Annotated in this window: 18 protein-coding genes and 2 rRNA genes; 8 read left to right on the top strand and 12 right to left on the bottom strand. The window is 70.6% G+C overall.

The features are described 5' to 3' along the window. Window positions 1-267: 267 nt before the first annotated feature. Entirely contained in the window at window positions 268-933 is a 666-nt protein-coding gene (locus AB0D14_RS00100; protein WP_362772317.1) for an HAD family hydrolase, read from the bottom strand. Between the two features lie 106 nt (window positions 934-1,039). Then, window positions 1,040-1,555: a hypothetical protein gene (locus AB0D14_RS00095; RefSeq protein ID WP_362772314.1), complete on the bottom strand. Its 516-nt coding sequence runs from the start codon at window positions 1,553-1,555 to the stop codon at window positions 1,040-1,042. A gap of 410 nt (window positions 1,556-1,965) precedes the next feature. Between AB0D14_RS00095 and AB0D14_RS00090 the strand changes: the two genes are divergently transcribed. After that, on the top strand, window positions 1,966-2,580 hold the full coding sequence (locus AB0D14_RS00090; protein ID WP_362772311.1) for an Rv3235 family protein: 615 nt from the start codon (window positions 1,966-1,968) through the stop codon (window positions 2,578-2,580). 157 nt (window positions 2,581-2,737) lie between these two features. On the opposite strand, the gene secA is transcribed toward AB0D14_RS00090, so the two are convergent. Continuing rightward, window positions 2,738-5,557, bottom strand: a complete 2,820-nt coding sequence (gene secA, locus AB0D14_RS00085) for a preprotein translocase subunit SecA (protein ID WP_362772308.1) — start codon at window positions 5,555-5,557, stop codon at window positions 2,738-2,740. Between the two features lie 245 nt (window positions 5,558-5,802). Between secA and AB0D14_RS00080 the strand changes: the two genes are divergently transcribed. Both AB0D14_RS00080 and AB0D14_RS00075 read left to right on the top strand, forming a co-directional pair. Further along, window positions 5,803-6,381 carry a GNAT family protein gene (locus AB0D14_RS00080; protein ID WP_362772305.1) on the top strand — a complete coding sequence of 193 codons (579 nt, stop codon included), beginning with the start codon at window positions 5,803-5,805 and terminating at the stop codon, window positions 6,379-6,381. 136 nt (window positions 6,382-6,517) lie between these two features. Then, window positions 6,518-7,720, top strand: a complete 1,203-nt coding sequence (locus tag AB0D14_RS00075; RefSeq protein ID WP_362772302.1) for a crosslink repair DNA glycosylase YcaQ family protein — start codon at window positions 6,518-6,520, stop codon at window positions 7,718-7,720. 170 nt (window positions 7,721-7,890) lie between these two features. On the opposite strand, the gene AB0D14_RS00070 is transcribed toward AB0D14_RS00075, so the two are convergent. From AB0D14_RS00070 to mtnA, 7 genes are all read right to left on the bottom strand, one after another. Next, a complete protein-coding gene (locus tag AB0D14_RS00070; protein ID WP_362772299.1) occupies window positions 7,891-8,637 on the bottom strand; it encodes a response regulator transcription factor in 747 nt (248 codons plus the stop codon). Window positions 8,638-8,867: 230 nt separating this feature from the next. Continuing rightward, window positions 8,868-9,590 (bottom strand): ribosome-associated translation inhibitor RaiA, encoded by a 723-nt coding sequence (gene raiA, locus AB0D14_RS00065; protein WP_362772297.1) that lies wholly within the window; start codon window positions 9,588-9,590, stop codon window positions 8,868-8,870. Window positions 9,591-9,875: 285 nt separating this feature from the next. Beyond that, window positions 9,876-10,727: a ComF family protein gene (locus AB0D14_RS00060; protein WP_362772295.1), complete on the bottom strand. Its 852-nt coding sequence runs from the start codon at window positions 10,725-10,727 to the stop codon at window positions 9,876-9,878. Window positions 10,728-10,854: 127 nt separating this feature from the next. Then, entirely contained in the window at window positions 10,855-12,708 is a 1,854-nt protein-coding gene (locus AB0D14_RS00055; protein WP_362772292.1) for an LpqB family beta-propeller domain-containing protein, read from the bottom strand. Then, window positions 12,698-14,758, bottom strand: a complete 2,061-nt coding sequence (gene mtrB, locus AB0D14_RS00050) for an MtrAB system histidine kinase MtrB (protein WP_362772289.1) — start codon at window positions 14,756-14,758, stop codon at window positions 12,698-12,700. The genes AB0D14_RS00055 and mtrB overlap by 11 nt, the downstream gene beginning before the upstream one ends. Before the next feature lies 1 nt (window position 14,759). After that, complete coding sequence (gene mtrA / locus AB0D14_RS00045; RefSeq protein WP_362772286.1) at window positions 14,760-15,449, bottom strand: two-component system response regulator MtrA; 690 nt, start codon at window positions 15,447-15,449, stop codon at window positions 14,760-14,762. Window positions 15,450-15,457: 8 nt separating this feature from the next. Further along, a complete protein-coding gene (mtnA, locus tag AB0D14_RS00040) occupies window positions 15,458-16,603 on the bottom strand; it encodes an S-methyl-5-thioribose-1-phosphate isomerase (RefSeq protein WP_362772283.1) in 1,146 nt (381 codons plus the stop codon). A 140-nt stretch (window positions 16,604-16,743) separates the two neighbouring features. Here mtnA and AB0D14_RS00035 point away from each other — a divergent pair, with 140 nt between their 5' ends. From AB0D14_RS00035 to AB0D14_RS00015, 5 genes are read left to right on the top strand one after another with little or no spacing between them, the layout of a single operon-like run. Further along, window positions 16,744-18,120 carry a hypothetical protein gene (locus tag AB0D14_RS00035; protein WP_362772281.1) on the top strand — a complete coding sequence of 459 codons (1,377 nt, stop codon included), beginning with the start codon at window positions 16,744-16,746 and terminating at the stop codon, window positions 18,118-18,120. A gap of 4 nt (window positions 18,121-18,124) precedes the next feature. Beyond that, window positions 18,125-18,841: a DUF4129 domain-containing protein gene (locus tag AB0D14_RS00030; protein ID WP_362772278.1), complete on the top strand. Its 717-nt coding sequence runs from the start codon at window positions 18,125-18,127 to the stop codon at window positions 18,839-18,841. After that, on the top strand, window positions 18,838-20,034 hold the full coding sequence (locus tag AB0D14_RS00025) for a DUF4350 domain-containing protein (protein ID WP_362772275.1): 1,197 nt from the start codon (window positions 18,838-18,840) through the stop codon (window positions 20,032-20,034). The genes AB0D14_RS00030 and AB0D14_RS00025 overlap by 4 nt, the downstream gene beginning before the upstream one ends. Beyond that, window positions 20,034-21,041, top strand: a complete 1,008-nt coding sequence (locus tag AB0D14_RS00020) for a MoxR family ATPase (protein ID WP_362773108.1) — start codon at window positions 20,034-20,036, stop codon at window positions 21,039-21,041. The genes AB0D14_RS00025 and AB0D14_RS00020 overlap by 1 nt, the downstream gene beginning before the upstream one ends. Next, window positions 21,041-22,351, top strand: coding sequence for a DUF58 domain-containing protein (locus AB0D14_RS00015; RefSeq protein WP_362772272.1), 1,311 nt, complete (start codon window positions 21,041-21,043; stop codon window positions 22,349-22,351). Before AB0D14_RS00020 ends, AB0D14_RS00015 begins: the two co-directional genes overlap by 1 nt. A 90-nt stretch (window positions 22,352-22,441) precedes the next feature. On the opposite strand, the gene rrf is transcribed toward AB0D14_RS00015, so the two are convergent. Together rrf and AB0D14_RS00005 are read right to left on the bottom strand one after the other, a co-directional pair. Further along, a 5S ribosomal RNA gene (rrf, locus tag AB0D14_RS00010) occupies window positions 22,442-22,558 on the bottom strand. A gap of 88 nt (window positions 22,559-22,646) precedes the next feature. Further along, window positions 22,647-22,790: ribosomal RNA gene (locus AB0D14_RS00005) — 23S ribosomal RNA — on the bottom strand; the annotation flags it as partial.

The following is a 22,790-nucleotide window of genomic DNA, read 5'->3' as shown; positions in this document are numbered from 1 at the left end:
GGACAGCGATGCCCCCGCGACATATCGCGCTGATCACGGGACAAGGCTATCGCTCCCGCGGGGGGCCCCGTCATGAGCCGCATATGTACAAAAGAGGAGCCACTTTTTTGCCACTCTGCACAACTAGCTCCCCTGTGCCGACTCCGTTAACTCCCCTGTGCCGACTCCGCTAACTCCGCTGCGTCGGCTCCGCCCGCTCATGTGAGTCGGCTCCGGTGTGCCGGCTCCGCCGTCCCGGCACCGCGCCGAGCCCGGCGGGGGCCTCGCTCACGCCGCCAGCCACTCGGCCACCGTCACCGCTTCCGCCAGGGTGTCCACCACCGGCACCCCGACCCCTTCGAGGCTGACCCGGCTGTGCGACCCTCCGGTGTAGAGCACGGCCTTCGCGCCGACATGCCGGGCCGCTGTCGCGTCGTCCGCCGCGTCCCCGATCACCACCGTGCGAGCGGGGTCCACCCCCGTGAGGGCTCTCAGGTGACGCACCATGTGCTCGGCCTTGCTGCCGCCGGACGGCCCGGTCCGCCCGTCGACCCGCAGGAAATGCGGCTCGATACCGAACCCGCGCACCAGCGGGACGAGCTCCTCGTGCCCGTACATGCTCAGGATCGACTGGCTCCGCCCGGCCGACACCCACTGGGCGAGCAGCCCCGGCACCCCGTCGGTGAGCCCGCATCCCACCCGGTGCTGCGCGTAGTACCGGTGGAAGACCGCGTCCATGACCTCCCACTCCTCGTCCGTCGGCAGCCGTCCGATCAGCCGCTCGTAGAACTTCGGTACGGGCACGCAGTACAGCTCCCGGTACCGCTCCAGCGTGATCGGCGGTATGCCCAGCTCGGTGAACGCCGCGTTCGTCGCACCGATGATGGCCGCATTGTCGTGGAACAGCGTCCCGTTCCAGTCCCAGACGATATGTGTCGCTCCGCGCATCCCCATATTCAAAAAGTACCCGGCTCCACCGACAACGCCCCGGACGGGCTTCGGAGTGCGCTGCCGGAGCGCCTGCCTCACGAAACGCACCCCCGCGCGCCCCTCGGGTGCGTCAGCCGCCTAGCCCCACCAGGTTCGGGATCTCCTGCGTGGCGAACCACAGCAGCTCGTGGTCCTCGGCCCCGTCCACGACGAACTGCGCGTCGTCGTCGCCCCGGTCCGCCGCGCCCAGCGCGTCCGCGGCGGCCGTCACGTCCGCCCCGGCCTCGTCCGCGTCGACGTGCACGGCCGCGGCCTTGGCCAGCGCCACGGTGCCGCCGACCCGCACCTCCCCGAGGGAGGCGGGCTCGGCCCCCTGGCCGGGATCGGCGACCGCGGCACCGTCCGGCACGTCGACGGCGACGACGACCCGTCGGCGCGGGACACCGGGATCGAGCGCGACCAGCCGCAGGGAGGCGAGCGCGGCCCGGTTCAGCGCCGCGTACTCCAGCTCCTCGATGTCGTCGGAGAGGTACCACTCGCGCAGCGCGGGCGTGACGGCGTACGCGGCGAAGGGTTCCGAGCCGAGCTCACCCGTCTTGTACGCCTCGGCGAGACCGGAGAGGGTCAGAGGGACGTAGACGCGCATGGCTGGCCGCTTTCGTAGGGGGATCGCGTGGTCGGTTCCGTCACGGATGGAAATCTCATGGCCGTGGAATCTCATGGGCGAAGGAAACCGGAGGCCGGAGGAGCTGGTTCCGCACCTCCCGGGAGGCGTTCCCGGGAGGCGTTCCCGGGAGGCCTTCAGGATACGTGCGGGCGTCCCCTTTCGAGTCCGCGCCCACCCGCAGGAGGCGTCCACCTCCGGCCCGCCCGTCACCCGGCGGGCCCCGGCCCTGCCAAGCCTCCTGCCCTTCCCGGTCACCCTGATAGGTGAATATTTCGGCGGCTCCGGCGCCCGCCCGGCTCGCTTGCGCCTGCCTGCCCCGGCCTCGTACAAGATCCCCAACGGAAAGTTACTGGCCGGTATGAGCCGGTCCGAGCGAATGGGGCTCCGTCGTGAACAAGGTGATGACCAGGACGAGGCGCACCCCGGGCAGCCGCCCGCCCGGTCGCCACGACACCCGCCGCCCGGGCGGAGCCACCCCGCGTACGACGCCGGGCGGTGGCACCTCGGGCACGATGCCGGGTGGAGGCGCCTCGGGCGCTACACGGGGCGGGACGGCCCCCTCCGCGACCCCGGACGCCGCGGAGGGGGGCATGGAGGTCTCCGTCTCGGCCGCCGCCTCCACGGCCCTCCCAAGCAGCCCCCTCAGGACGCCGCCGCCCCCGCGCCCCCGCCCCACCGACCTCTTCGCCGACCGCCTCGTCGAGGTGCTGAGCGGCCGGCGCCCGGTCCACTGCATGCTCCGGCACACCGCGGGCCGCGCCTACGACGAGCTGGCCTGGCTCGCCGAACGCGGCCTGCTCCGCACACACGGCACCCGCCCGGTCGTCCGGGACATCGGCTACTACGTGCCCCGTTCGGGTGCCGTCGAGGCCTTCGCCCGCATCGGCGCAGGCGATCAGCTCCGTGCCATGGCGTTCCGCCTGGAGCAGGGCCCGGACCTCCGCTGGCGCTGCACAGCGGTGGAACTGGGCGGCGCCCGCATGCCCCGTACGGCCGAGGACTGAACCGAACGAGTCCGGGGCCCCGCGCCCGGCCCAGAGCCCTGCGCCCCACCCGGGGCGCCCCGTGGCCCGGGGGCCGGGGGCCGGGGCAACCCGAAGGGCCGGGCACCGAAGTGCCCGGCCCTTCAAGCGTCGATGACTCGCCCCGTGGAGCGAACCGTCACTTCTTGCGGCGACGGCTGCCCTTCTGCTGCTTGCGGCGCTCCGCGCGCGTGAGACCGTCGGACTCGGAGCGCACCGGCTCGTCGTCGGTGGCGAAGTCGCCCTCGACGACACCGCCCTCGCCGTCCACGGTGGGCGCGGAGAAGTGCAGCCGGTCCGGACGCTGCGGGGCGTCGAGGCCCTTGGCCCGGATCTCCGGCCGGGCTCCACCGGAGGCACCCGCGGCGACGGCGTCCTGCTTGGCGAGCGACGGCTTCGCGTCCTCGACCGGGACCTCCTCGACCTGCTGCTCGACCTGGACCTCCAGGTTGAACAGGTAGCCGACGGACTCCTCCTTGATGCCGTCCATCATGGCGGTGAACATGTCGAAGCCCTCGCGCTGGTACTCGACCAGCGGGTCCTTCTGGGCCATCGCGCGCAGGCCGATGCCCTCCTGGAGGTAGTCCATCTCGTAGAGGTGCTCGCGCCACTTGCGGTCCAGGACCGACAGCACGACCCGGCGCTCCAGCTCACGCATGATCTCGGAGCCGAGCTGCTCCTCGCGGGCCGCGTACTGCTCGTAGATGTCGTCCTTGATGGACTCGGAGATGAACTCGGGGGTCAGACCGGCACGGTCGCCTGCTGCCTCCTCCAGCTCCTCGACGGTGACCTTCACCGGGTAGAGCTGCTTGAAGGCGCCCCACAGCCGGTCGACGTCCCACTCCTCGGCGAAGCCCTCCGCGGTCTCCGCGTCGATGTACGCGTCGATCGTGTCGTTCATGAAGTGCTGGATCTGCTCCTGCAGGTCCTCGCCCTCCAGGACGCGGCGACGCTCGCCGTAGATGACCTCGCGCTGCCGGTTGAGGACCTCGTCGTACTTGAGGACGTTCTTCCGGGTCTCGAAGTTCTGCGTCTCGACCTGCGACTGGGCGGAGGCGATGGCGCGGGTGACCATCTTGTTCTCGATCGGCACGTCGTCCGGGACGTTCGCCATCGACATGACGCGCTCGACCATCTGGGCCTTGAAGAGCCGCATCAGGTCGTCGCCGAGGGAGAGGTAGAAGCGGGACTCACCGGGGTCGCCCTGGCGGCCGGAGCGACCGCGCAGCTGGTTGTCGATCCGGCGGGACTCATGCCGCTCGGTGCCCAGCACGTAGAGCCCGCCGAGGTCTTTGACCTCCTCGAACTCGGCCTGCACGGCCTTCTCGGCCCGCTCCATGGCGGCCGGCAGCGCCCCGGCCCACTCCTCGATGTGCTCATCGGGGTCGAGGCCGCGCTGGCGCAGCTCCGCCTCGGCGAGGTCGTCGGGGTTTCCGCCGAGCTTGATGTCCGTACCACGGCCGGCCATGTTCGTGGCGACGGTGACGGCGCCCTTGCGGCCGGCCTGGGCGATGATCGGGGCCTCACGGTCGTGCTGCTTCGCGTTCAGCACCTCGTGCTGGATGCCGCGCTTGCTGAGCTGCTGCGAGAGGTACTCGGACTTCTCGACCGAGGTGGTGCCGACGAGGATCGGCTGGCCCTTCTCGTGCTTCTCGGCGATGTCGTCGACGACCGCGTCGAACTTCGCGACCTCGGTGCGGTAGATCAGGTCCGACTGGTCGGCGCGGACCATGGGCCGGTTGGTCGGGATCGGGACGACGCCGAGCTTGTAGATCTGGTGGAACTCGGCGGCCTCGGTCATCGCCGTACCGGTCATGCCGGAGAGCTTGCCGTAGAGGCGGAAGAAGTTCTGCAGGGTGATCGTGGCGAGGGTCTGGTTCTCGTCCTTGATGTCCACCTCTTCCTTCGCCTCGATCGCCTGGTGCATGCCCTCGTTGTAGCGGCGGCCGGCGAGGATACGGCCGGTGTGCTCGTCGACAATCATGACTTCGCCGTCGATGACGACGTAGTCCTTGTCCTTCTTGAAGAGCTCCTTCGCCTTGATGGCGTTGTTCAGGTAGCCCACCAGAGGCGTGTTCACCGACTCGTAGAGGTTGTCGATACCCAGCCAGTCCTCGACCTTGGCGACGCCGGGCTCGTGGATGGCAACGGTGCGCTTCTTCTCGTCGACCTCGTAGTCGCCGGTCTCCTCGATGCCCTTGAGGGTGTTGCCCGCCTCGCCCTTCTTCAGACGTGCGACGAGCTTGGCGAAGTCGCCGTACCACTTGGTGGCCTGGTCGGCGGGGCCGGAGATGATCAGCGGCGTACGGGCCTCGTCGACCAGGATCGAGTCGACCTCGTCGACGATCGCGTAGTTGTGGCCGCGCTGCACCAGTTCGTCCTGCGACCACGCCATGTTGTCGCGCAGGTAGTCGAAGCCGAACTCGTTGTTCGTGCCGTACGTGATGTCGCAGCCGTACTGCTCGCGGCGCTGGGCCGGCGTCATGTTGGCCAGGATGCAGCCGACGCTCAGACCCAGGAACTTGTGGACGCGGCCCATCGTCTCGGAGTCGCGCTCGGCCAGGTAGTCGTTGACCGTGATGAGGTGGACGCCGTCTCCGGAGAGGGCGTTCAGATACGCGGGCAGTGTGCCGACCAGGGTCTTGCCCTCACCGGTCTTCATCTCGGCGACATAGCCGAGGTGGAGCGCGGCGCCGCCCATGATCTGCACGTCGTAGGGACGCTGGCCGAGGGCACGCTTGGCGGCCTCGCGGACGGTCGCGAACGCCTCGGGCAGCAGGTCGTCGAGGCTCTCGCCGTCGGCGAACCGCTGCTTGTACTCATCGGTCAGGGCGCGCAGCTCGGCGTCGGAGAGGTCGACGAAGTCCTCTTCGATGGACTTGACCTGGTCCGCGATGCGGTGCAGCTTGCGCAGGATCTTTCCTTCGCCTGCACGCATGATCTTCGAGAGGACGGACACGAGGGTTTGTCTCCTTGCCGGTCGGGCCTGGGACTGTCGGTTTCAATGACGGATTCAAATCACAGCTTGAGCAACGGCCATCGTAAGCGAGGACCCCACCGCGCCGGGAGGTCTGCATGTGACAGCCACTGAGACAACGGGCGGAGGATGCGGAAGGTGCCGCACAGGCGCTACGAAAGGTGACGGCACCCTCACACAGTGCAAAAGTGATGGCTTCCTTACCGAAGCCCGGCCAGAATCGGGCGATGGACCCCGTCACACTGACCTCCGAACGACTCCTGCTGCGCACGGTGGGTGCCCACGACGTCGACGCCGTGTTCGACGCCGTCCAGGATCCCGACATCCAGCGCTGGACCACGATCCCGTCGCCCTATCTGCGTGAGCACGCCATCGGCTTCACCGAGCAGTTGGTGCCCGACGGGTGGGCGGACTGCTCGATGTTCACGTTCGGTGTCTTCCTGCCCGTCGCCGGTGAACTCGTCGGGATGCTCGCCATCACCATGCGCTCCCTGGGAGTCGGCGAGATCGGTTTCTGGGCGACGAAGGAACACCGGGGCAACGGCTACATCACCGAGGCGGCGCTCAGCGCCTCCCGCTGGGCTTTCACCCAGCGCTCCCTGGACCGCGTCGAGTGGCGCGCCGAGGTGGGCAACACGGGTTCCCGCGCGGTCGCCGAACGCGCCGGTTTCACCGTCGAGGGGGTCCTCCGCTCCGGCCTCAACAACAAGGGTGTGCGCCGCGACTGCTGGGTGGGTTCCCTGCTCCCGTCGGACCTGGGACTGCCGTCGACGGCGCCGTACCTTCCCGCTCAGCAACAGACCTGACCGCCCGGCCGTCCGCCATGGAACCGTCCATCCGCACGGGACCGCCCGGGCCGGGCCCAAGTGACCGGACCCGGTTGCCGACCCGGACGCCGGACGCCGAACCCGATTGTCAGTGGCACCGCCTATCGTGCGGACCATGACGAGTGTGCCGAGCCCGACCGCCGAACTCTCCGCCGACGAGGCCCGTCGGATCGCCCTGCGCGCGCAGGGGTTCCTCGGAGCCCCCGACCGCAGGGGCGGTGTCCGGGGCGTGCTGCGGCACCTGGGCGCGGTCCAGCTCGACACCATCTCCGTCCTGGCCCGCTCCCACGAACTCATCCCGTACGCCAGGCTCGGCGCCGTCGGCCGCAGGACGGTCGACGAGGCGTACTGGACCCCGGCACCCGTCGGCGCGACTCCGCCACAGCCCCACGCCTTCGAGTACTGGTCGCACGCGGCCTGCATCCTGCCCGTCGAGGAGTGGCCGCACTTCGCCTTCCGCCGCCGCGCCTACCGCGCCCGCCCGCACTGGAACCACGCTCTGCCGGACGGCACGTACGACCAGGTCATCAAGCAGCTGAGGGCCGAAGGGCCGCTCACGGCCACCGACTTGGGCGGCGCGAAGAAGACCAGTGAGTGGTGGGACTGGTCGGGCACCAAGGTCGCCGTCGAGCGCGCGCTGATGTACGGCGAGGTGGTGTGCACGGAGCGCCGCGGCTGGAAGCGGGTGTACGACCTCGCCGAGCGGGCGATCCCGGACACGCTGCTGCACGACGATCTGGACGACGCGGAGTGCCTGCGCCGTCTGGTCCGGCTCGCGGGCCGGTCCCTGGGCGTCGGCACCCGCGCGGACATCGCCGACTACCACCGCCTCAAGGGCGAGCAGGTCGACGCGGTGATCGCGGAGTCGGGCCTGGTCCCGGTCACGGTGGAGGGCTGGTCGAAGCCGGCCTGGGCGGATCCCGTGGCACTGGAGACGACCCCGCGCGGCCGTCACCGCACCACGCTCCTGTCGCCGTTCGACTCGCTGGTCTGGGACCGGGCGCGCACGGAGCGGATCTTCGGCTTCACCCACCGCCTGGAGGCCTACGTCCCCAAACCCAAGCGTGTGTACGGTTACTTCGCCATGCCGGTGCTGGCCGGCGGCCGGCTCGTCGGCCGTGTGGACCCGGCCCGCGAGGGCACCACCATGGTCGCCAAGCAGGTCACCCTGGACGGCCCCAGGTCCGTCCCCGCCGTCGCCCAGGCCCTGCTTGAGGCAGCCACCTGGGTGGACTGCACGAACATCCGCGTGGACCGAGCGAACACACCGGACCTGCGCGACGCCCTGACGGCCGAACTGGCGAGGACACTCGGCTAGTGCTGTGACCGGGAAAGGTTCACCGGCTCGCGACGCCCGGTGCGGCACCAGAGGCCCCGGCAGGGGCCTCTCAGGGGCGCGGAGAACTGCGCGACCAGCCACATCGGACCCGCACCCGACAACCGCACCCCGCCCCTCGCCGCCCTCAGAACGTCACAGCACGTCGCGCCTCAGCGAATCTCGAGAATCTTCTCCCGCATCGCGTACACCACCGCCTCCATCCTGGAGTGCAGCTGCAGCTTCTCCAGGATGTTGCGCACATGGTTCTTCACCGTGTTCTCGGAGATGAACAGCTCCTTGGCGATATCACGGTTGTTCATTCCGGTCGCCACCAGTTTCAGAACCTCCAGCTCACGTTCGGTGAGCCGAGGCGCCGGCACCAGCCGCCGCTCGTCCGTGCGCTGGATCATCGACTTGAACTCGGTGAGCAACTTCGAAGCCATCGAAGGGCTGATCTGCGACTGCCCGTCCGCAACCGCGCGAATGGCCGTGGCCACTTCGTCCGTGGAGATCTCCTTCAGGAGATACCCCGTGGCCCCCGCCTTGATCGCGTCGTAGAGGTCGGCCTCCTCGTCACTGATCGTCAGCATGATGATCTTCGCGCTGGGAGCGACCTCCTTGATGGAGGTGCACGCCTCGATCCCGCCGCGCTTCGGCATCCGCACGTCCATCAGCACGATGTCGGGCAACAGATCGGCGGCCTTGTCGACCGCCTCGGCCCCGTCCCCCGCCTCCCCGACGACCTGGATGTCCTCCTCGGCGGCGAGCACGATCTCCAGCCCGCGACGGAAGAGGGCGTGGTCGTCCACGACAAGAACCCGGATGGGCTCCTTGCTTGGGGAGCCCTCGTCCGGGCCCATGCCGACGACGCCGTCGTCGGCATCTTCGTCACGCATCGGTCCGAAGCTGTCCGCCATGGTTCCTCCCCCTGAAGGCCGTGGCCTGTGTTCCTGAGCCGCCGCCAACCTGGCGCGACGACACACCGGTTGAGGCCGGTAGGGCCATGATTTCATGCCCGGACGACAACGGGGTGACAGAGCCGGGCACGAAGGGGTCGCACACCGGTGCCCCTGGAGCACACGAGCGCTCCAGGGGCACCGGCTGGGGGTTCCCCCGGCCGAAGACCGGGGGAACTCACCGGGGGAGGTCAGCCGCCCAGTAGCCCGCCTGCCGGGGCCTGCTGCGCCTCGGCGACCATCGGGTCCGTGTTGAGGTGGATGACGCCGTAGTCGTACGCGTGCCGCCGGTAGACGACACTCGGTTCCTTGGTCTCGGAGTCGACGAACAAGTAGAAGTCGTGACCGACCAGTTCCATCTCGTAGAGCGCCTGGTCGAGCGTCATCGGGGACGCGACGTGGGTCTTCTCGCGGACGACGAGGGGGCCGTCACCCTTCACCTCGAGCGAACCGATCTTCTTGGTCGGCACCGCCTCGGGCTCTTCGTCGTGGACGACGCTGCCGTTCACGTCGAGCGTCGCCGCGTCCGGGACGTGGTCGGCGACCTCCGCGGCCGAGATCCTGCGGGCGCCTCGGCGGGTGTACCGCTTGTCGTGCTGCTTGCGCAGCCGCGCCTCCAGCTTGTCTGCCGCCAGGTCCAGCGCCGCGTACGGATCGCTTGCCGCTGCCTCTGCCCGGATCACCGGACCGCGGGAGTGAAGTGTGATCTCCACTCGGTCCGAGCGGTCGGCCTGCCGGGGGTTCAGCTCCTTGGAGACTTCGACGTCGAGGCTGATCACCTTGCTATCGAGCTTCTGGATCTTCTCCAGCTTCAGCTTCTCGGCCACGTGCTTGCGGAACCGCTCGGGCACCTCGGTCTTGCGGCCCTTGACGACGATGTCCACGCAGAACTCCGTTCCCGGATCGCTCCGCATCGACGGCGGAGCATCTCCCTGTTGCACCAGGCTCCAGCGCGTCCCGGAGCCTCGGACTCGGTGACTTCCACCTCCTCCTCCCCCGCGGGCAAGATCTCCACCCCACTGTCGCGGGTGAATGAGGAAAACCCGCGGCGCGGCATTTCGATATGCAAGGGGCGGCGTCCGCCATTCCCTCACAACCGAACATATCTCGCCTGGACGGATGTCGTCACCCTCTACTGCGGTGTACCTCCATTCAGGTGAATGGAACCTCTCACTACCTGCAACGAAGCAACTTCCCTGTCAGTTCCGGTTTATTTCGAAAGAAGCTGGAGACACCGCGATCACCGCCGCGCCGACCTCGTCTTCTTCGCTGTTCGCGCCCCTCTTTTCCCTGACCGCTTCTGGTCGGCCTACACCTGTCATCGTTGCCCGTCTCGCCCCTTCCCCCGTCGTTCCCGGTGTTACCCGGCCGTAGAATCCGTCCCTTTCCGGGAGAACCGCCCGCAGGGCCCGTGCCGCCTCGGCCAAGGACGCGCCCGTCGTCATCAGGTCGTCGACGAGCACGGTCCGCCCGCCGTCGGCCAGCATCCGAGCACCTCCGGGCGCCACCTCCAGGGCACCGGCGAGATTGTCCAGCCGCTGCCGTGAGTTGAGCCCCGTCTGGTCGGCCACGGCGCGCCGCTGCCGCAGCACGGCCAGCACCCGGGCCGGCGTCCCGGTGCGCCGCAGCTCGGCCGCCGCGGCGAGCGCGATCCGCCGCGCCGGGTCGTGCCCCCGCGCCCGCACCGCCCATCGCGCCGACGGCACGGGAACCAGCAGCACCGGCGCCTGCGGGCCGCCCGCCCCAGCGCGTTCGCCGGCTCCGAGCCCCACCCGCACAGCCCTCGCCAGCGCCGCTCCCAGCGGCCCGGCGAGCGTCAACGCCCCCCGTTCCTTGTGGGCGAGGAGCGCCGCCCGCACCTGGTCCTCGTACGGAGCCGCCGCGTGCACCACCGGCAGCCCCGGTGGCTCCGGCTCCGGCCGCACACGGCTCGGTACCTCCCCCATGAGGGCGGCACGGCACTCCGGACAGAGCACCGTGCGAGGCCGTCCACAGCCTCCGCACTCGGCCGGAAGCACCAGGTCGGTGAGGTCCTGCCACCACCCCCGCATGCCCACCACTGTGCCAAACGCCCGAGCACCCGGGCCAGCCCTGTGGACAACTACCTGTGGACAACTACCCGCAAATATCGGCGGGTTGTCCCCCACACGAGGGGCGCACGCCACTCCGTACCGGAACTCACCCCGGATAGACCGGCGCCATTCCCGTCTTGACCACGGTCTGCCACTGCGAACCGGTCGAGAGCCGCACGATCCCGTCCTCCGAGTGCGCCACCAGCGGCAGCCGTTCGTCCTCGGAGGCGGCGATCTCCTTCACGCCGGTGAGCGCGGAGGGGGCCGGTCCGACCGGCGTGGATCCGTCGACCTGGACGTACTGGATCTGCTGCACACCACGGGCCTCACGCCCCACCACGACCAGGCGGCTGTCGCCGGCCCAGGACATGGCCGTGACCTCTTCCAGCTGCGGTGCCACGGGCCGCAGCGCACGGATCGCGACGGCGCTCTTCCCGCCCGCGCCCTGCGGGTTCGCACGGTCGATCCGCCCCATGAGCAGGGTCGTCCGCTTGTCGTTGCGCACCATCAGAGCGATCCGCACGCCGTCCGCGGCCACCCGCACCGCTTCGATCCGCCCCTCCAGGCCGGGTGCCGAGACCACCAGCGGGTCGCCCGCGCCCTTCGGCAGCAGGAGCAGCCGGGAGTCCTTCGGGCCGCGGTCGGCCACCCACAGGTCGCCGCTCGCGTCCCAGCTGGGTGTCGTCAGCCCGTCGTCGTCCGACGTGGCCTCGCTGTGCAGCACGGCTTCCCCGAGCGAGCCGCCCGACGCGAGCGACCCGACATACATCGAGCGCCCGTCGAGCGACACTCCGGCCGCGCTGTCCTCGTCCCGCGACACCGCGGCCGCCCGCAACTCCTTGCCTCCGTCGCCGAGCGCGCCGGGCACCGGCTCGGGCTCCTGCTCGCTGCCGGCCCCCGGTATCCGGACCAGCCGCTTCTCGCCGTCGATGAAGTACTCGTACTCGGCACGCTTCGCCGGACCGTGCGCGACGTAGATCTCGGCCCGGCTGTCGTTGAGCACGCACGACTGTGTGCCGTCCGAACGCTGCAGTTCCACCTCGTCGATGCCCGTGGGCGTCAGGTCCTGAAGGGTGAACAGGATCTGGGCGGCCATCTCCGTGCACACGGACTGCCCGACCCGGTCCGCTTTGGCGTTCAGGGGCACAGTCAGCCGGTTCTGGTCGTCCGGCGTCAGCGACTTGACGCCCTTCCTCAGCGCCGTACCGGGCGGGAAGCTCGACCTGACCACCGGCTTCAGCCAGCGGGTCGGCCCCTTCAGGACCGAGCGGACCATCTGCGCCACCGGGTCCACCTGCTCGCGTACGTAGACGGGGTCGGCGACCGCCCCGAGCTGATCGTCGGTCCTGCCTTCGGCGTTCGAGGCGAAGTAGTACTTGTTCACGGACTCGTAGTTGCGCTGGAAGTCGGACATCCCCATCACCAGGCCCGGCGGCAGGGCGTCGATGCGCCACTCCTTGGAACCGGTCGGCCCCTTCTGCTCCGTGAGGTGCACGGTCCTGTCGTACGCCCCCTCGGCAGGTTCGTAGGCGAACTGGGAGTCCACCGTGGCGACCTTGGTGCCGATCAGCGAGTAGGCGTAGTCACCGGTCACCTCCCTGCTGCCGCTCTGCGCCGCCACGGTGTTCGGCCCGTCCGCGAGGACCGTCGTCGACTCGTTCGGACGCCACTCCTTCGACGCCTTGTCGGTCAGGTACTTGCGCGCCGTCTCGAACCGCGGGTCATCGCTGGTCAGCGCTTCGAGGAAGCCCTGGACGATCTCCTCGGGCTGCGCGTCCTCCCGCGGCGGCATGGCGAAGACCCGGACCTGCGGGTCCGGCCGCTGGGAGGCCTCGACAGCGCGCAGGTCCCCTCCGTCCGGCATCGACGCGCACCCGGCCAGCAGTACGGTTCCGCAGGCGGCGTACACCACCGCGTGCGCCGGACGCCGACGGCCGCCCCGATCGCGGTCAGCGCCCACGAGACCCCTCCCCATGCTTCGATCGGTCCGGCTGCCCGCCGGTTCCCGGGCCGCCCTCGGACGGCGTCTCCTCCGATGCCGCGGCCGGGCCGCGGGTGTCCGCGGTGGGCCGTGACACCACGCGCGCGCCGTTCCCCGGCAGCGCCGCCGGATCGACCGCGCCCGCCACCACGGGGGCACGCGCCGGCATCGGCGGCACGGTCCGTTCGCCTGCCGGCTGCGCCGGCACCGTGGCCAGCTTCTGTGTGCCCCCCAGGGGCAGCCCCGCGTCGTTCAGCCCGCGGTTGCGCCGCGAGTCCTTGGGCTCCAGCGGTATCGGCGAGCCCCGCAGCGGCTCGTCCGCCGTCCGCGGCAGCGTCAGCCGGAACTGCGAGCCGCCCCCCGGTTCGCCCCACGCCTGCAGCCAGCCGCCGTGCAGCCGCGCGTCCTCCAGGGCGATGGACAGCCCCAGACCCGTACCACCGGTGGTACGCGCGCGTGCCGGATCGGCCCGCCAGAAGCGGCTGAACACCCGGGTCGCTTCGCCGGGCTTGAGCCCCACCCCGTAGTCGCGCACCGCGACCGCGACCGCCCCACCCGCGGACGCGAGCTTGACCACGACGTCCTCGCCCTCGCCATGCTCCACGGCGTTGACCACGAGATTGCGCAGCACTCGCTCCACCCGCCGGGCGTCCGCCTCGGCGACCACCGGCTGCTGGTCCCCGACGACCCGTACGCGGGTGCCCTTGCGCTCGGCGAGCGGCTCGGCCCCGCTGATGACCCTGCGTACGACTTCCCGCAGGTCTATCGGCTCGGCCTCCAGGGCCGCCGCGCCCGCGTCGAAGCGGCTGATCTCCAGCAGGTCCGCCAGCAGCGTCTCGAACCGGTCCAGCTGGTCGGCGAGCAGCTCGGCCGACCGGGCGGTCATCGGATCGAAGTCCACGCGCGCGTCGTGGATGACGTCGGCCGCCATCCGGACCGTCGTCAGCGGCGTACGCAGCTCGTGCGACACGTCGGACACGAACCGCCGCTGCATCCGCGACAGGTCCTCCAGCTGCTGGATCTTCAGCTGGAGGTTCTGCGCCATCTTGTTGAAAGCCTCACCGAGGCGCGCGATGTCGTCCTCGCCGGTGACCTTCATACGTTCCTGGAGGCGCCCGGCGGACAGCCGCTCGGCGATCCCGGCTGCCATCCGCACGGGCGTGACGACCTGGCGCACCACGAGCCAGGCGATCGCCCCGAGCAGCACCACGACGAACAGCCCCGCCGTCGCGAGCGTCCCCTTGACCAGGCTGAGCGACTTCTCCTCCTGGGTGAGCGGGAAGAGGTAGTACAGCTGGTACGGGTCGCCCTTGGGGTCGTTGACCTCGGTGCCGATGATCAGCGCCGGCTGGGAGTCCTGGCCGTTGGTGTAGACGACACGCGTGTAGCTCTGGGCCGCGCCCGTGCCCTCGTCGACCCGTTCGCGCAGGTCCTCGGGCACGCTGAGACTCCAGTCCACGAAACCCGACGCACGCGGGCCGAGGCCCCTGGTGTCGTTGTCGGCGGAGGTGGTGCTGAGCGTCACGACGCTGAACGCGCCCTGGCCGCCGCTGGAGAGCGACTCGACGAGCGAGCTCATCCACCCGCTGATGTTCTGAACAGGGTTGTCGTTCGGACCAGAGCGGTCGTCCCCGCCCGCGGCCGCCGCGCTGTCGGCCTCCTGTCTGGCGACCGTGAACCCGCCCGTGGCCTGGCTCTGGGAGGCCTTCACCTTGGCGTCCAGCAGGCCGTTGCGCACCTGCCCGATCACGACGAAACCCAGCAGCAGGACGACGCCGAGCGACATCAGCAGGGTCGTGACGACGACCTTGAGCTGGATGTTGCGCCGCCACAGCCGCATGACGGGCAGCAGTGGACGGCGCACCCAGCGCATGAGCAGCCGAAGAACCGGGCTGCCCTGGACTCCGCCCTGGAGCAGCCCGCCCTCGACGAACCGTGCCCAGCGGGAGCCCGTCATCTTCCGGCCGACAGGCCGCCCCGAGCGAGCCCCCGGCTCGCCGGGCGCCGAAGCGGCACTGTCCCGGGACATGTCAGCTCGGTCCGGCCTTGTAGCCGACGCCACGGACGGTCACCACGATCTCGGGCCGCTCCGGGTCCTTCTCGACCTTGGAGCGCAGCCGCTGCACATGGACGTTCACCAGACGGGTGTCCGCCGCGTGCCGGTAGCCCCACACCTGCTCCAGGAGCACCTCGCGGGTGAACACCTGCCACGGCTTGCGGGCCAACGCCACCAGCAGGTCGAACTCCAGCGGAGTGAGCGCGATCGAGGCGCCGTCCCGCTTCACGGAGTGACCGGCCACGTCGATGACCAGATCGCCGATCGCGAGCTGCTCGGGCGCCGGCTCCTCGGACCTGCGCAGCCTGGCCCGGATCCGGGCCACCAGCTCCTTCGGCTTGAACGGCTTCACGATGTAGTCATCCGCACCCGACTCCAGGCCGACCACTACATCGACGGTGTCGCTCTTCGCGGTGAGCATCACGATCGGCACCCCGGACTCCGCCCTGATCAGGCGGCACACCTCGATACCGTCCCGGCCGGGAAGCATCAGGTCCAGGAGCACCAGGTCGGGTTTGCTCTCACGGAAAGCGGCCAGCGCCCTGTCGCCGTCGGCTACGAAAAACGGCTCAAAACCTTCACCACGCAACACAATGCCGAGCATCTCGGCCAGTGCGGTGTCGTCATCGACGACAAGGACTCGTCCCTTCATAAACGACATCATCCCATTAACTAAATTGTTACCTGGCGTGACCTGTCACACAGCTCCGCGAGCGCCTCGGCCGTCACGGGCGACACGACGCCCTCCTCGGTGACGATCGCCGTCACCAACTCGGGCGGCGTCACGTCGAACGCCGGGTTGTACGCCTGGGTCCCCAGGGGCGCCAGCGGTATCCCGCCCCCCGCTTCGACTCCCGCCACGGGCACCAGCGGTGCTGTGATTTCTGTCACTTCATGACTGGCACGCTGCTCGACCTCGATCGATGCTCCGTTCGGAGTGCTGGGATCCACCGTCGTCAACGGCGCCACCACGATGAACGGCACATGGTGGTACCTGGCCAGAACCGCGAGCGGATAGCTCCCCACCTTGTTCGCCACCGAACCGTCGGCGGCGATCCGGTCCGCTCCGATGAGCACCGCGTCCACCTCTCCCGCCGAAAACAGTGATCCGGCAGCGTTGTCCGTGAGCAAGGTGTACGCCATTTGGGCGCGCGCCGCCTCATAGGAGGTCAGGCGAGCACCCTGCAGCAACGGACGCGTCTCGTCCACCCAGAGCCTGCTCAGCCGCCCCGCCCGGTGCGCCGCGAGCGCCACCGCGAACGCCGTACCCTCCCCGCCGGACACCAGCGCCCCGGTGTTGCAGTGCGTGAGGATCCGGTGGTTACCCCCGGGCAGCAGCTCGTCCAGCAGCGCCAGACCGTGCACGGCCATACGCCCGCTGGCCTCGGCGTCTTCCCTGTGGAGCGCCTTCGCGGCAGCCAACGCGGCCTCGGCGGCCCGCTTCTGGTCGCCGCCCGCCCGCAGAACGGCGAGGTGAGCCTCCTGAGCCCGGCGAACTCCGTAGGAGAGGTTCACCGCGGTGGGCCGCGCACCCGCGAGCGAGGCCGCGGCCTCGTCGACGTCGAAGCCCCGAGCGGCAGCGAGCGCGACCCCGTACGCCCCCGCGATACCGAGCAGCGGCGCCCCGCGCACGGCGAGCGACCGGATCGCCTCAACCAGCACCGGCGCGTCCGTGCACACCAGCTCGACCTCTTCGGCGGGCAGCCGTGTCTGGTCGAGGAGGACCAGCACAGGCCCCTCCGGCGGCTCGTCCCACCGGAGCGCAGGTATCCCGGTGGGCCGTTTGTCCTCGCGGAAGTGCGCGTACTGATCAGCCATCCGCCCAGTCTGCCCCGTACAGGGCGGACAATTGAAGGTGTGCAGCCCATACAGCGGCCGGTCACTTCCCGGCCGCACCGTGGCACGATGGCTGCCAACCTGCCGCCGCGAACGCGGACGGGCACCGAGAAGGAGCGACGATGAACGACACTCCGGGCTGGGCAGCGCCCGGATCTGCCCCCTCCGACGGGCAGAACGGACAGGACCCGGCAACTCCCGGCCCTGCCCGGCCCGCCGATCAGCCCCGTCCTCCCGAGCCCACGGATGAGCAGGCCCGACCCGGCCCCGCCCCGTCCGGCCCGGACTCGAAGTGGTCCAAGGAGCAGCCCCCGCCCGCCCAGTGGCCCTCGCCCGGCAGCCCGGAGGGCTCCCCGCCCCAGGCCCCGCCACCACCCCCTCCCGGCCCCGGCTGGGGCGGCCGGCCTCCCGCCGGCCCCGGCGGCCATGGCGGATACGGCGGCGGTTACGGGCAGGGCCCCGGCGGCCACCCCGGCTGGGGAGGAGGCTGGGGAGGCCCCCCGCCCGCTGCCAAGCCCGGCGTGATCCCGCTCCGCCCGCTCGGCGTCGGTGAGATCCTCGACGGCGCGGTGTCGACCATGCGTACGTACTGGCGCACGGTCCTCGGCATCTCGCTGGCCGTCGCGGTCCTCACCCAGATCGCGGTGATCCTGCTCCAGGGCCTCGTCCTCGACGACAGCGCGAGCATGGACACCCTCGACGACCCCAGCGCCACCGCCGGGGAACTGACCCGCGCCCTGGGCGACACCCTCCTCAACACCGGCGTCGTCCTGCTGATCACCCTGCTCGGCACCATCGTCGCGACGGCCCTGCTCACGACCGTGACCAGCCGCGCCGTTCTCGGCAAGTCGGTGACCACCGCCGAGGCCTGGCACGACGCCAGGCCCCAGCTGCTCAAGCTGGTCGGCCTGACCTTCCTGCTCCCGCTCATCGCGGTCGCGATCGCCGCGGTGGGCACCCTGCCCGGCATCCTCGTCGGCCTCGCGGGCGGCGGCGACGGCGCCGTCGTACTCGCCGTCCTCGGCGGCCTGGCCGCAGCCGTCGTCGTGGTCTGGATGATGGTTCGCTTCTCCCTGGCCTCGCCGGCCCTGATGCTGGAGAAGCAGAGCGTCTTCAAGTCGCTGAGCCGCTCCGCGAAACTGGTCCGCGGCTCCTGGTGGCGGGTCTTCGGCATCCAGCTCCTCGCCACGATCATCGCGAACATCGTCGCGTCGATCATCGTGATCCCGTTCACCTTCCTCGCCGCCGCGCTCAGCGGCGACGGCATCAGCGGCTTCCTCAACAGCGGCACCGGCGACCTCGGCTGGACGTTCCTCATCATCAGCGGCATCGGCTCGGTGATCGGCGCCCTGCTCACCTTCCCGATCACCGCCGGCGTCACCGTGCTCCTCTACATCGACCAGCGCATCCGCCGCGAGGCCCTCGACCTCGACCTGGCCCGCGCGGCCGGCGTCCAGGACTACGGCTCCGGCGCCCCCGGATCCACCCCGGGGAGCTGACGGAGTGAGCCTGGCGGGGGGAGTTCTCACAGCGCTACTGGTGCTGCCGCGCACAGACGGCGAGCCACCGGTGACCGTCCCGCGCGATCCCGCGCGGGAGGCCGCCCGGCGCGAGCTGTCCAAGCGGATGTACCACGAGAACGACCCCAGTCTGGTTCGACGGGCGCTGGACGCCTTCTGGGAATGGGTCGACAAACTGCTCAACGCCGCTTCCTCGGCGACCCCGGGGGGCGGACTCGGCCTCCTGGTCATCATCCTGGCCGCCCTGGCACTCATCGGTGTCCTCTGGTGGCGCCTCGGCTCCCCCCGCCGGAGCCCCTCGTCGACAGTCCCGCTCTTCGACGACCGGCCACGCAGCGCCGCCGAACACCGCGCGGCCGCCGAAGCCCACGCCGCCCAGGGCCACTGGAACAGGGCCGTCCAGGAGCGCATGCGCGCCGTCGTCCGCTCCCTGGAGGAACGCGCCCTGCTCGACCCCCGCCCCGGGCGCACCGCCGACGAGGCCGCCGCCGAAGCGGGCCGCACCCTCCCCGCCCACACGGACCGACTGCGCGCCGCGGCGCGGGACTTCGACGACGTCACGTACGGCGGACGAACATCCGTCCCCGAGACGTACCACCGCCTCGCCCAACTCGACCACGACCTGGAGCGCACCAGGCCGGTCCTCGCGAGCAGCAGCCCCAGCACGGCCCACAGCGCCCACCAGGGGGCCGCCGAATGACCTCCGAGGCCACCACCACCCTGTCGTCCACCTCGGCCTCGCCCACCGCCCGCCAGGTGTGGACCCGCTCGCGCGGTGTCCTGCTCGCCCTCGTGATCCTCCTGGCTGCCGCCGTCGCCATCGCCGTCGTGCGCTCCGACGCCCAGCACGGCCGCCTCGACCCGCGCTCCGCCGACCCCGGCGGCAGCCGTGCTGTCGCCGAACTGCTCGCCGACCGGGGCGTGACCACACGTGTGGTCACCACCTTGAAGGAGGCGGGCACCGCGGCCGGCCCCGACACGACGCTCCTGATCGCCCGCCCCGATCTGCTGACCAGCCGTCAGCAGGACCGCCTCCGTTCCGTGTTCAGCGGTTCCGGCGGCCGCACCGTCCTCGTCGCCCCAGGCGCCCCGTCCGTCGGCACCCTCGCACCCGGAGTCGACGCCGACCCCACGCCCAGCGTCGACTCCACGCTCCCGCCCGCCTGCGCCCTGCCCGCCGCCCGACGAGCGGGCACCGCGGACACCGGCGGCATCCGCTACACGACGGACGCGCCCGCCGCCGACTCCTGCTACCTCAGCGCCGGCCTGCCCACCCTGCTGCGCATCCCGACGGCCGAAGGGAACGGCGACACCGTCGTACTCGGCGCCCCCGACATCCTCCGGAACAACCGGCTCGACGAGCGGGGCAACGCCTCCCTCGCCCTCCAACTGCTCGGCTCGCGCTCCCACGTGGTCTGGTACCTCCCCTCCCTCTCCGACGACTCGGCCACCGACGACGACCGCAGCTTCCTCGACCTGGTCCCCTCCGGCTGGCTCTGGGGCACGCTGCAGCTCTTCATCGCGGCGGTCCTGGCCGCCCTCTGGCGTGCCCGCCGCCTCGGCCCGCTCGTCCCCGAACGGCTCCCTGTCGCGATCCGCGCCTCCGAGACCGTCGAAGGCCGCGCCCGCCTCTACCGCAAGTCCGACGCCCGCGACCGTGCCGCGGGAGCCCTGCGCTCCACCACCCGCACCCGTCTGGCCCCCCTCGTCGGTGTATCCCCCGCTCAGGCGCACGCGCCCGAAGCCCTGCTCCCCGCCCTGTCCGCCCAGCTCCGCCGGGAAGGACAGCCCCTGCACTCCCTCCTCTTCGGGCCGCCGCCCCGCGACGACGCGGCCCTCATCGCTCTCGCCGACCAACTCGACGCCCTCGAAAGTGAGGTACGCCGTCCATGATGGACCCGACCACTGACAACGCCGGGAACACCGGGAACACCGGGAACACCGGGGATCCGGACACCGCCCGCGCCTCCCTGGAAGCCCTGCGCACCGAGATCGCCAAAGCCGTGGTCGGCCAGGACCCCGCCGTGACCGGCCTCGTCGTCGCCCTCCTCTGCCGCGGACACGTCCTGCTGGAGGGGGTCCCCGGAGTAGCCAAGACACTGCTCGTCCGCGCCCTCGCCTCCGCACTGGAACTCGACACGAAGCGCGTCCAGTTCACCCCCGACCTGATGCCGAGCGACATCACGGGCTCCCTCGTCTACGACGCCCGCACCGCGGAGTTCTCCTTCCAGCCCGGCCCGGTCTTCACGAACCTCCTCCTCGCCGACGAAATCAACCGCACCCCGCCGAAGACCCAGTCGTCCCTCCTGGAAGCCATGGAGGAACGCCAGGTCACGGTCGACGGCACCCCGCGCCCCCTCCCCGAGCCGTTCCTGGTCGCCGCGACCCAGAACCCGGTCGAGTACGAGGGCACGTATCCCCTCCCGGAAGCCCAACTGGACCGCTTCCTCCTCAAACTGACGATCCCTCTCCCGTCCCGCGAGGACGAGATCAACGTCCTCACACGCCATGCCGAGGGCTTCAACCCACGCGACCTGCGCGCCGCCGGCGTACGCCCCGTAGCGGGCCCGGCGGACCTCGAAGCCGCCCGCGCGGCCGTCGCCAAGACCGCGGTTTCCCCCGAAATCACCGGCTACGTAGTGGACATCTGCCGCGCCACCCGCGAATCGCCGTCCCTCACTCTCGGTGCCTCCCCCCGCGGCGCGACGGCGCTCCTGGCCACGGCCCGCGCCTGGGCCTGGCTCACCGGCCGCGACTACGTCATCCCGGACGACGTGAAAGCCCTCGCCCTGCCGACCCTCCGCCACCGCGTCCAGCTCCGCCCGGAGGCCGAGATGGAGGGCGTGACGGCCGACTCGGTCATCAACGCGATCCTCTCCCACGTCCCCGTCCCCCGCTGATGGCCCTCACCGGCCGCGCCGCCCTTCTGGCGGCCCTCGGCACCCTCCCCGTAGGCATCTGGGAACCCGGCTGGACGGGCATCCTCGCCGTCAACGCTCCCCTGGCTCTCGCCTGCGCCTGCGACTTCGCCCTGGCAGCACCGGTACGCCGCCTCGGCCTGACCCGTTCCGGCGACACATCCGTACGCCTCGGCGAGGTCGCCGACGTCATTCTCACCGTCACCAACCCGTCCGGCCGCCCCCTGCGCGCCCGCATCCGCGACGCCTGGCCCCCGAGCAGCTGGCAACCCGGCACGGAAGTCACCGAATCGCGCCACCAGGTGTCGGTCCCCGCAGGCGAACGCCGCCGCGTCACCACCCGTCTGCGCCCCACCCGCCGCGGCGACCGCCAGGCGGACCGCGTCACCATCCGCTCGTACGGTCCTCTCGGCCTCTTCGCCCGACAGGGCAACCACAAGGCACCGTGGACGGTACGCGTCCTGCCTCCCTTCACCAGCCGCAAGCACCTCCCCTCGAAGCTGGCCCGGCTGCGTGAACTCGACGGCCGCACCAGCGTTCTGACCCGCGGCGAGGGAACCGAGTTCGACAGCCTGCGCGACTACGTCCCGGGCGACGACACCCGCTCGATCGACTGGCGGGCCACCGCCCGTCAGTCGAGGGTCGCCGTACGCACCTGGCGTCCCGAACGCGACCGGCACATCCTCCTGATCCTCGACACGGGCCGCACGGCCGCGGGCCGAGTCGGAAACGCCCCCCGCCTCGACGCCTCCATGGACGCGGCCCTCCTCCTGGCAGCTCTCGCCTCCCGCGCCGGCGACCGAGTGGACCTGCTGGCGTACGACCGCCGGGTACGCGCCCTGGTACAGGGACGAGCCGCAGGCGATGTCCTTCCTTCACTGGTCAGCGCCATGGCGCACCTCGAACCGGAACTCGTCGAGACGGACGCCCGCGGCCTCACCTCCACGGCGCTCCGCACAGCCCCGCGCCGCTCCCTGATCGTGCTCCTCACGACCCTCGACGCGGCCCCCATCGAGGAGGGCCTGCTTCCCGTACTCTCCCGCCTCACCCAGCGGCACACGGTCCTCGTCGCCTCGGTCTCCGACCCGCACATAGAGCGTATGGCCGCAGCACGGGGCAGCACGGAGTCCGTGTACGAGGCTGCCGCCGCGGCGCAGGCCCAGGCGGAACGTCACCGCACCGCCGAACAACTGACCCGGCACGGCGTCACCGTCGTCGACGCGACACCGGACGACCTGCCCCCTGCCCTGGCAGACGCATATCTGGCTCTCAAGGCCGCAGGCCGTCTCTGAACCGAACCTCGCCCGGATACAGGACAACGGATGGTGGGACAACGCAAAGAAGCCCCCGCACCGAGGTGCGGGGGCTTCTTTGCAATATTTGTTCGGCGGCGTCCTACTCTCCCACAGGGTCCCCCCTGCAGTACCATCGGCGCTGTAAGGCTTAGCTTCCGGGTTCGAAATGTAACCGGGCGTTTCCCTTACGCTATGACCACCGAAACACTATGAAACTGTTCAACCGGAGCCGTGGCCTTGGCTACGACGGTTGTTCGTGGTTTCAGAACCAACACAGTGGACGCGAGCAACTGAGGACAAGCCCTCGGCCTATTAGTACCGGTCAGCTTCACCCCTTACAGGGCTTCCACATCCGGCCTATCAACCCAGTCGTCTACTGGGAGCCTTAACCAATCTAGTTGGTGGGAATACTCATCTCGAAGCAGGCTTCCCGCTT

This window comes from Streptomyces sp. NPDC048484, assembly GCF_040651415.1.
In the GTDB taxonomy this organism is placed as follows: Bacteria; Actinomycetota; Actinomycetes; order Streptomycetales; family Streptomycetaceae; genus Streptomyces.
The sequence above is the reverse complement of the archived record's forward strand: the minus strand, read 5'-3'. Positions and strand labels throughout refer to the sequence as shown.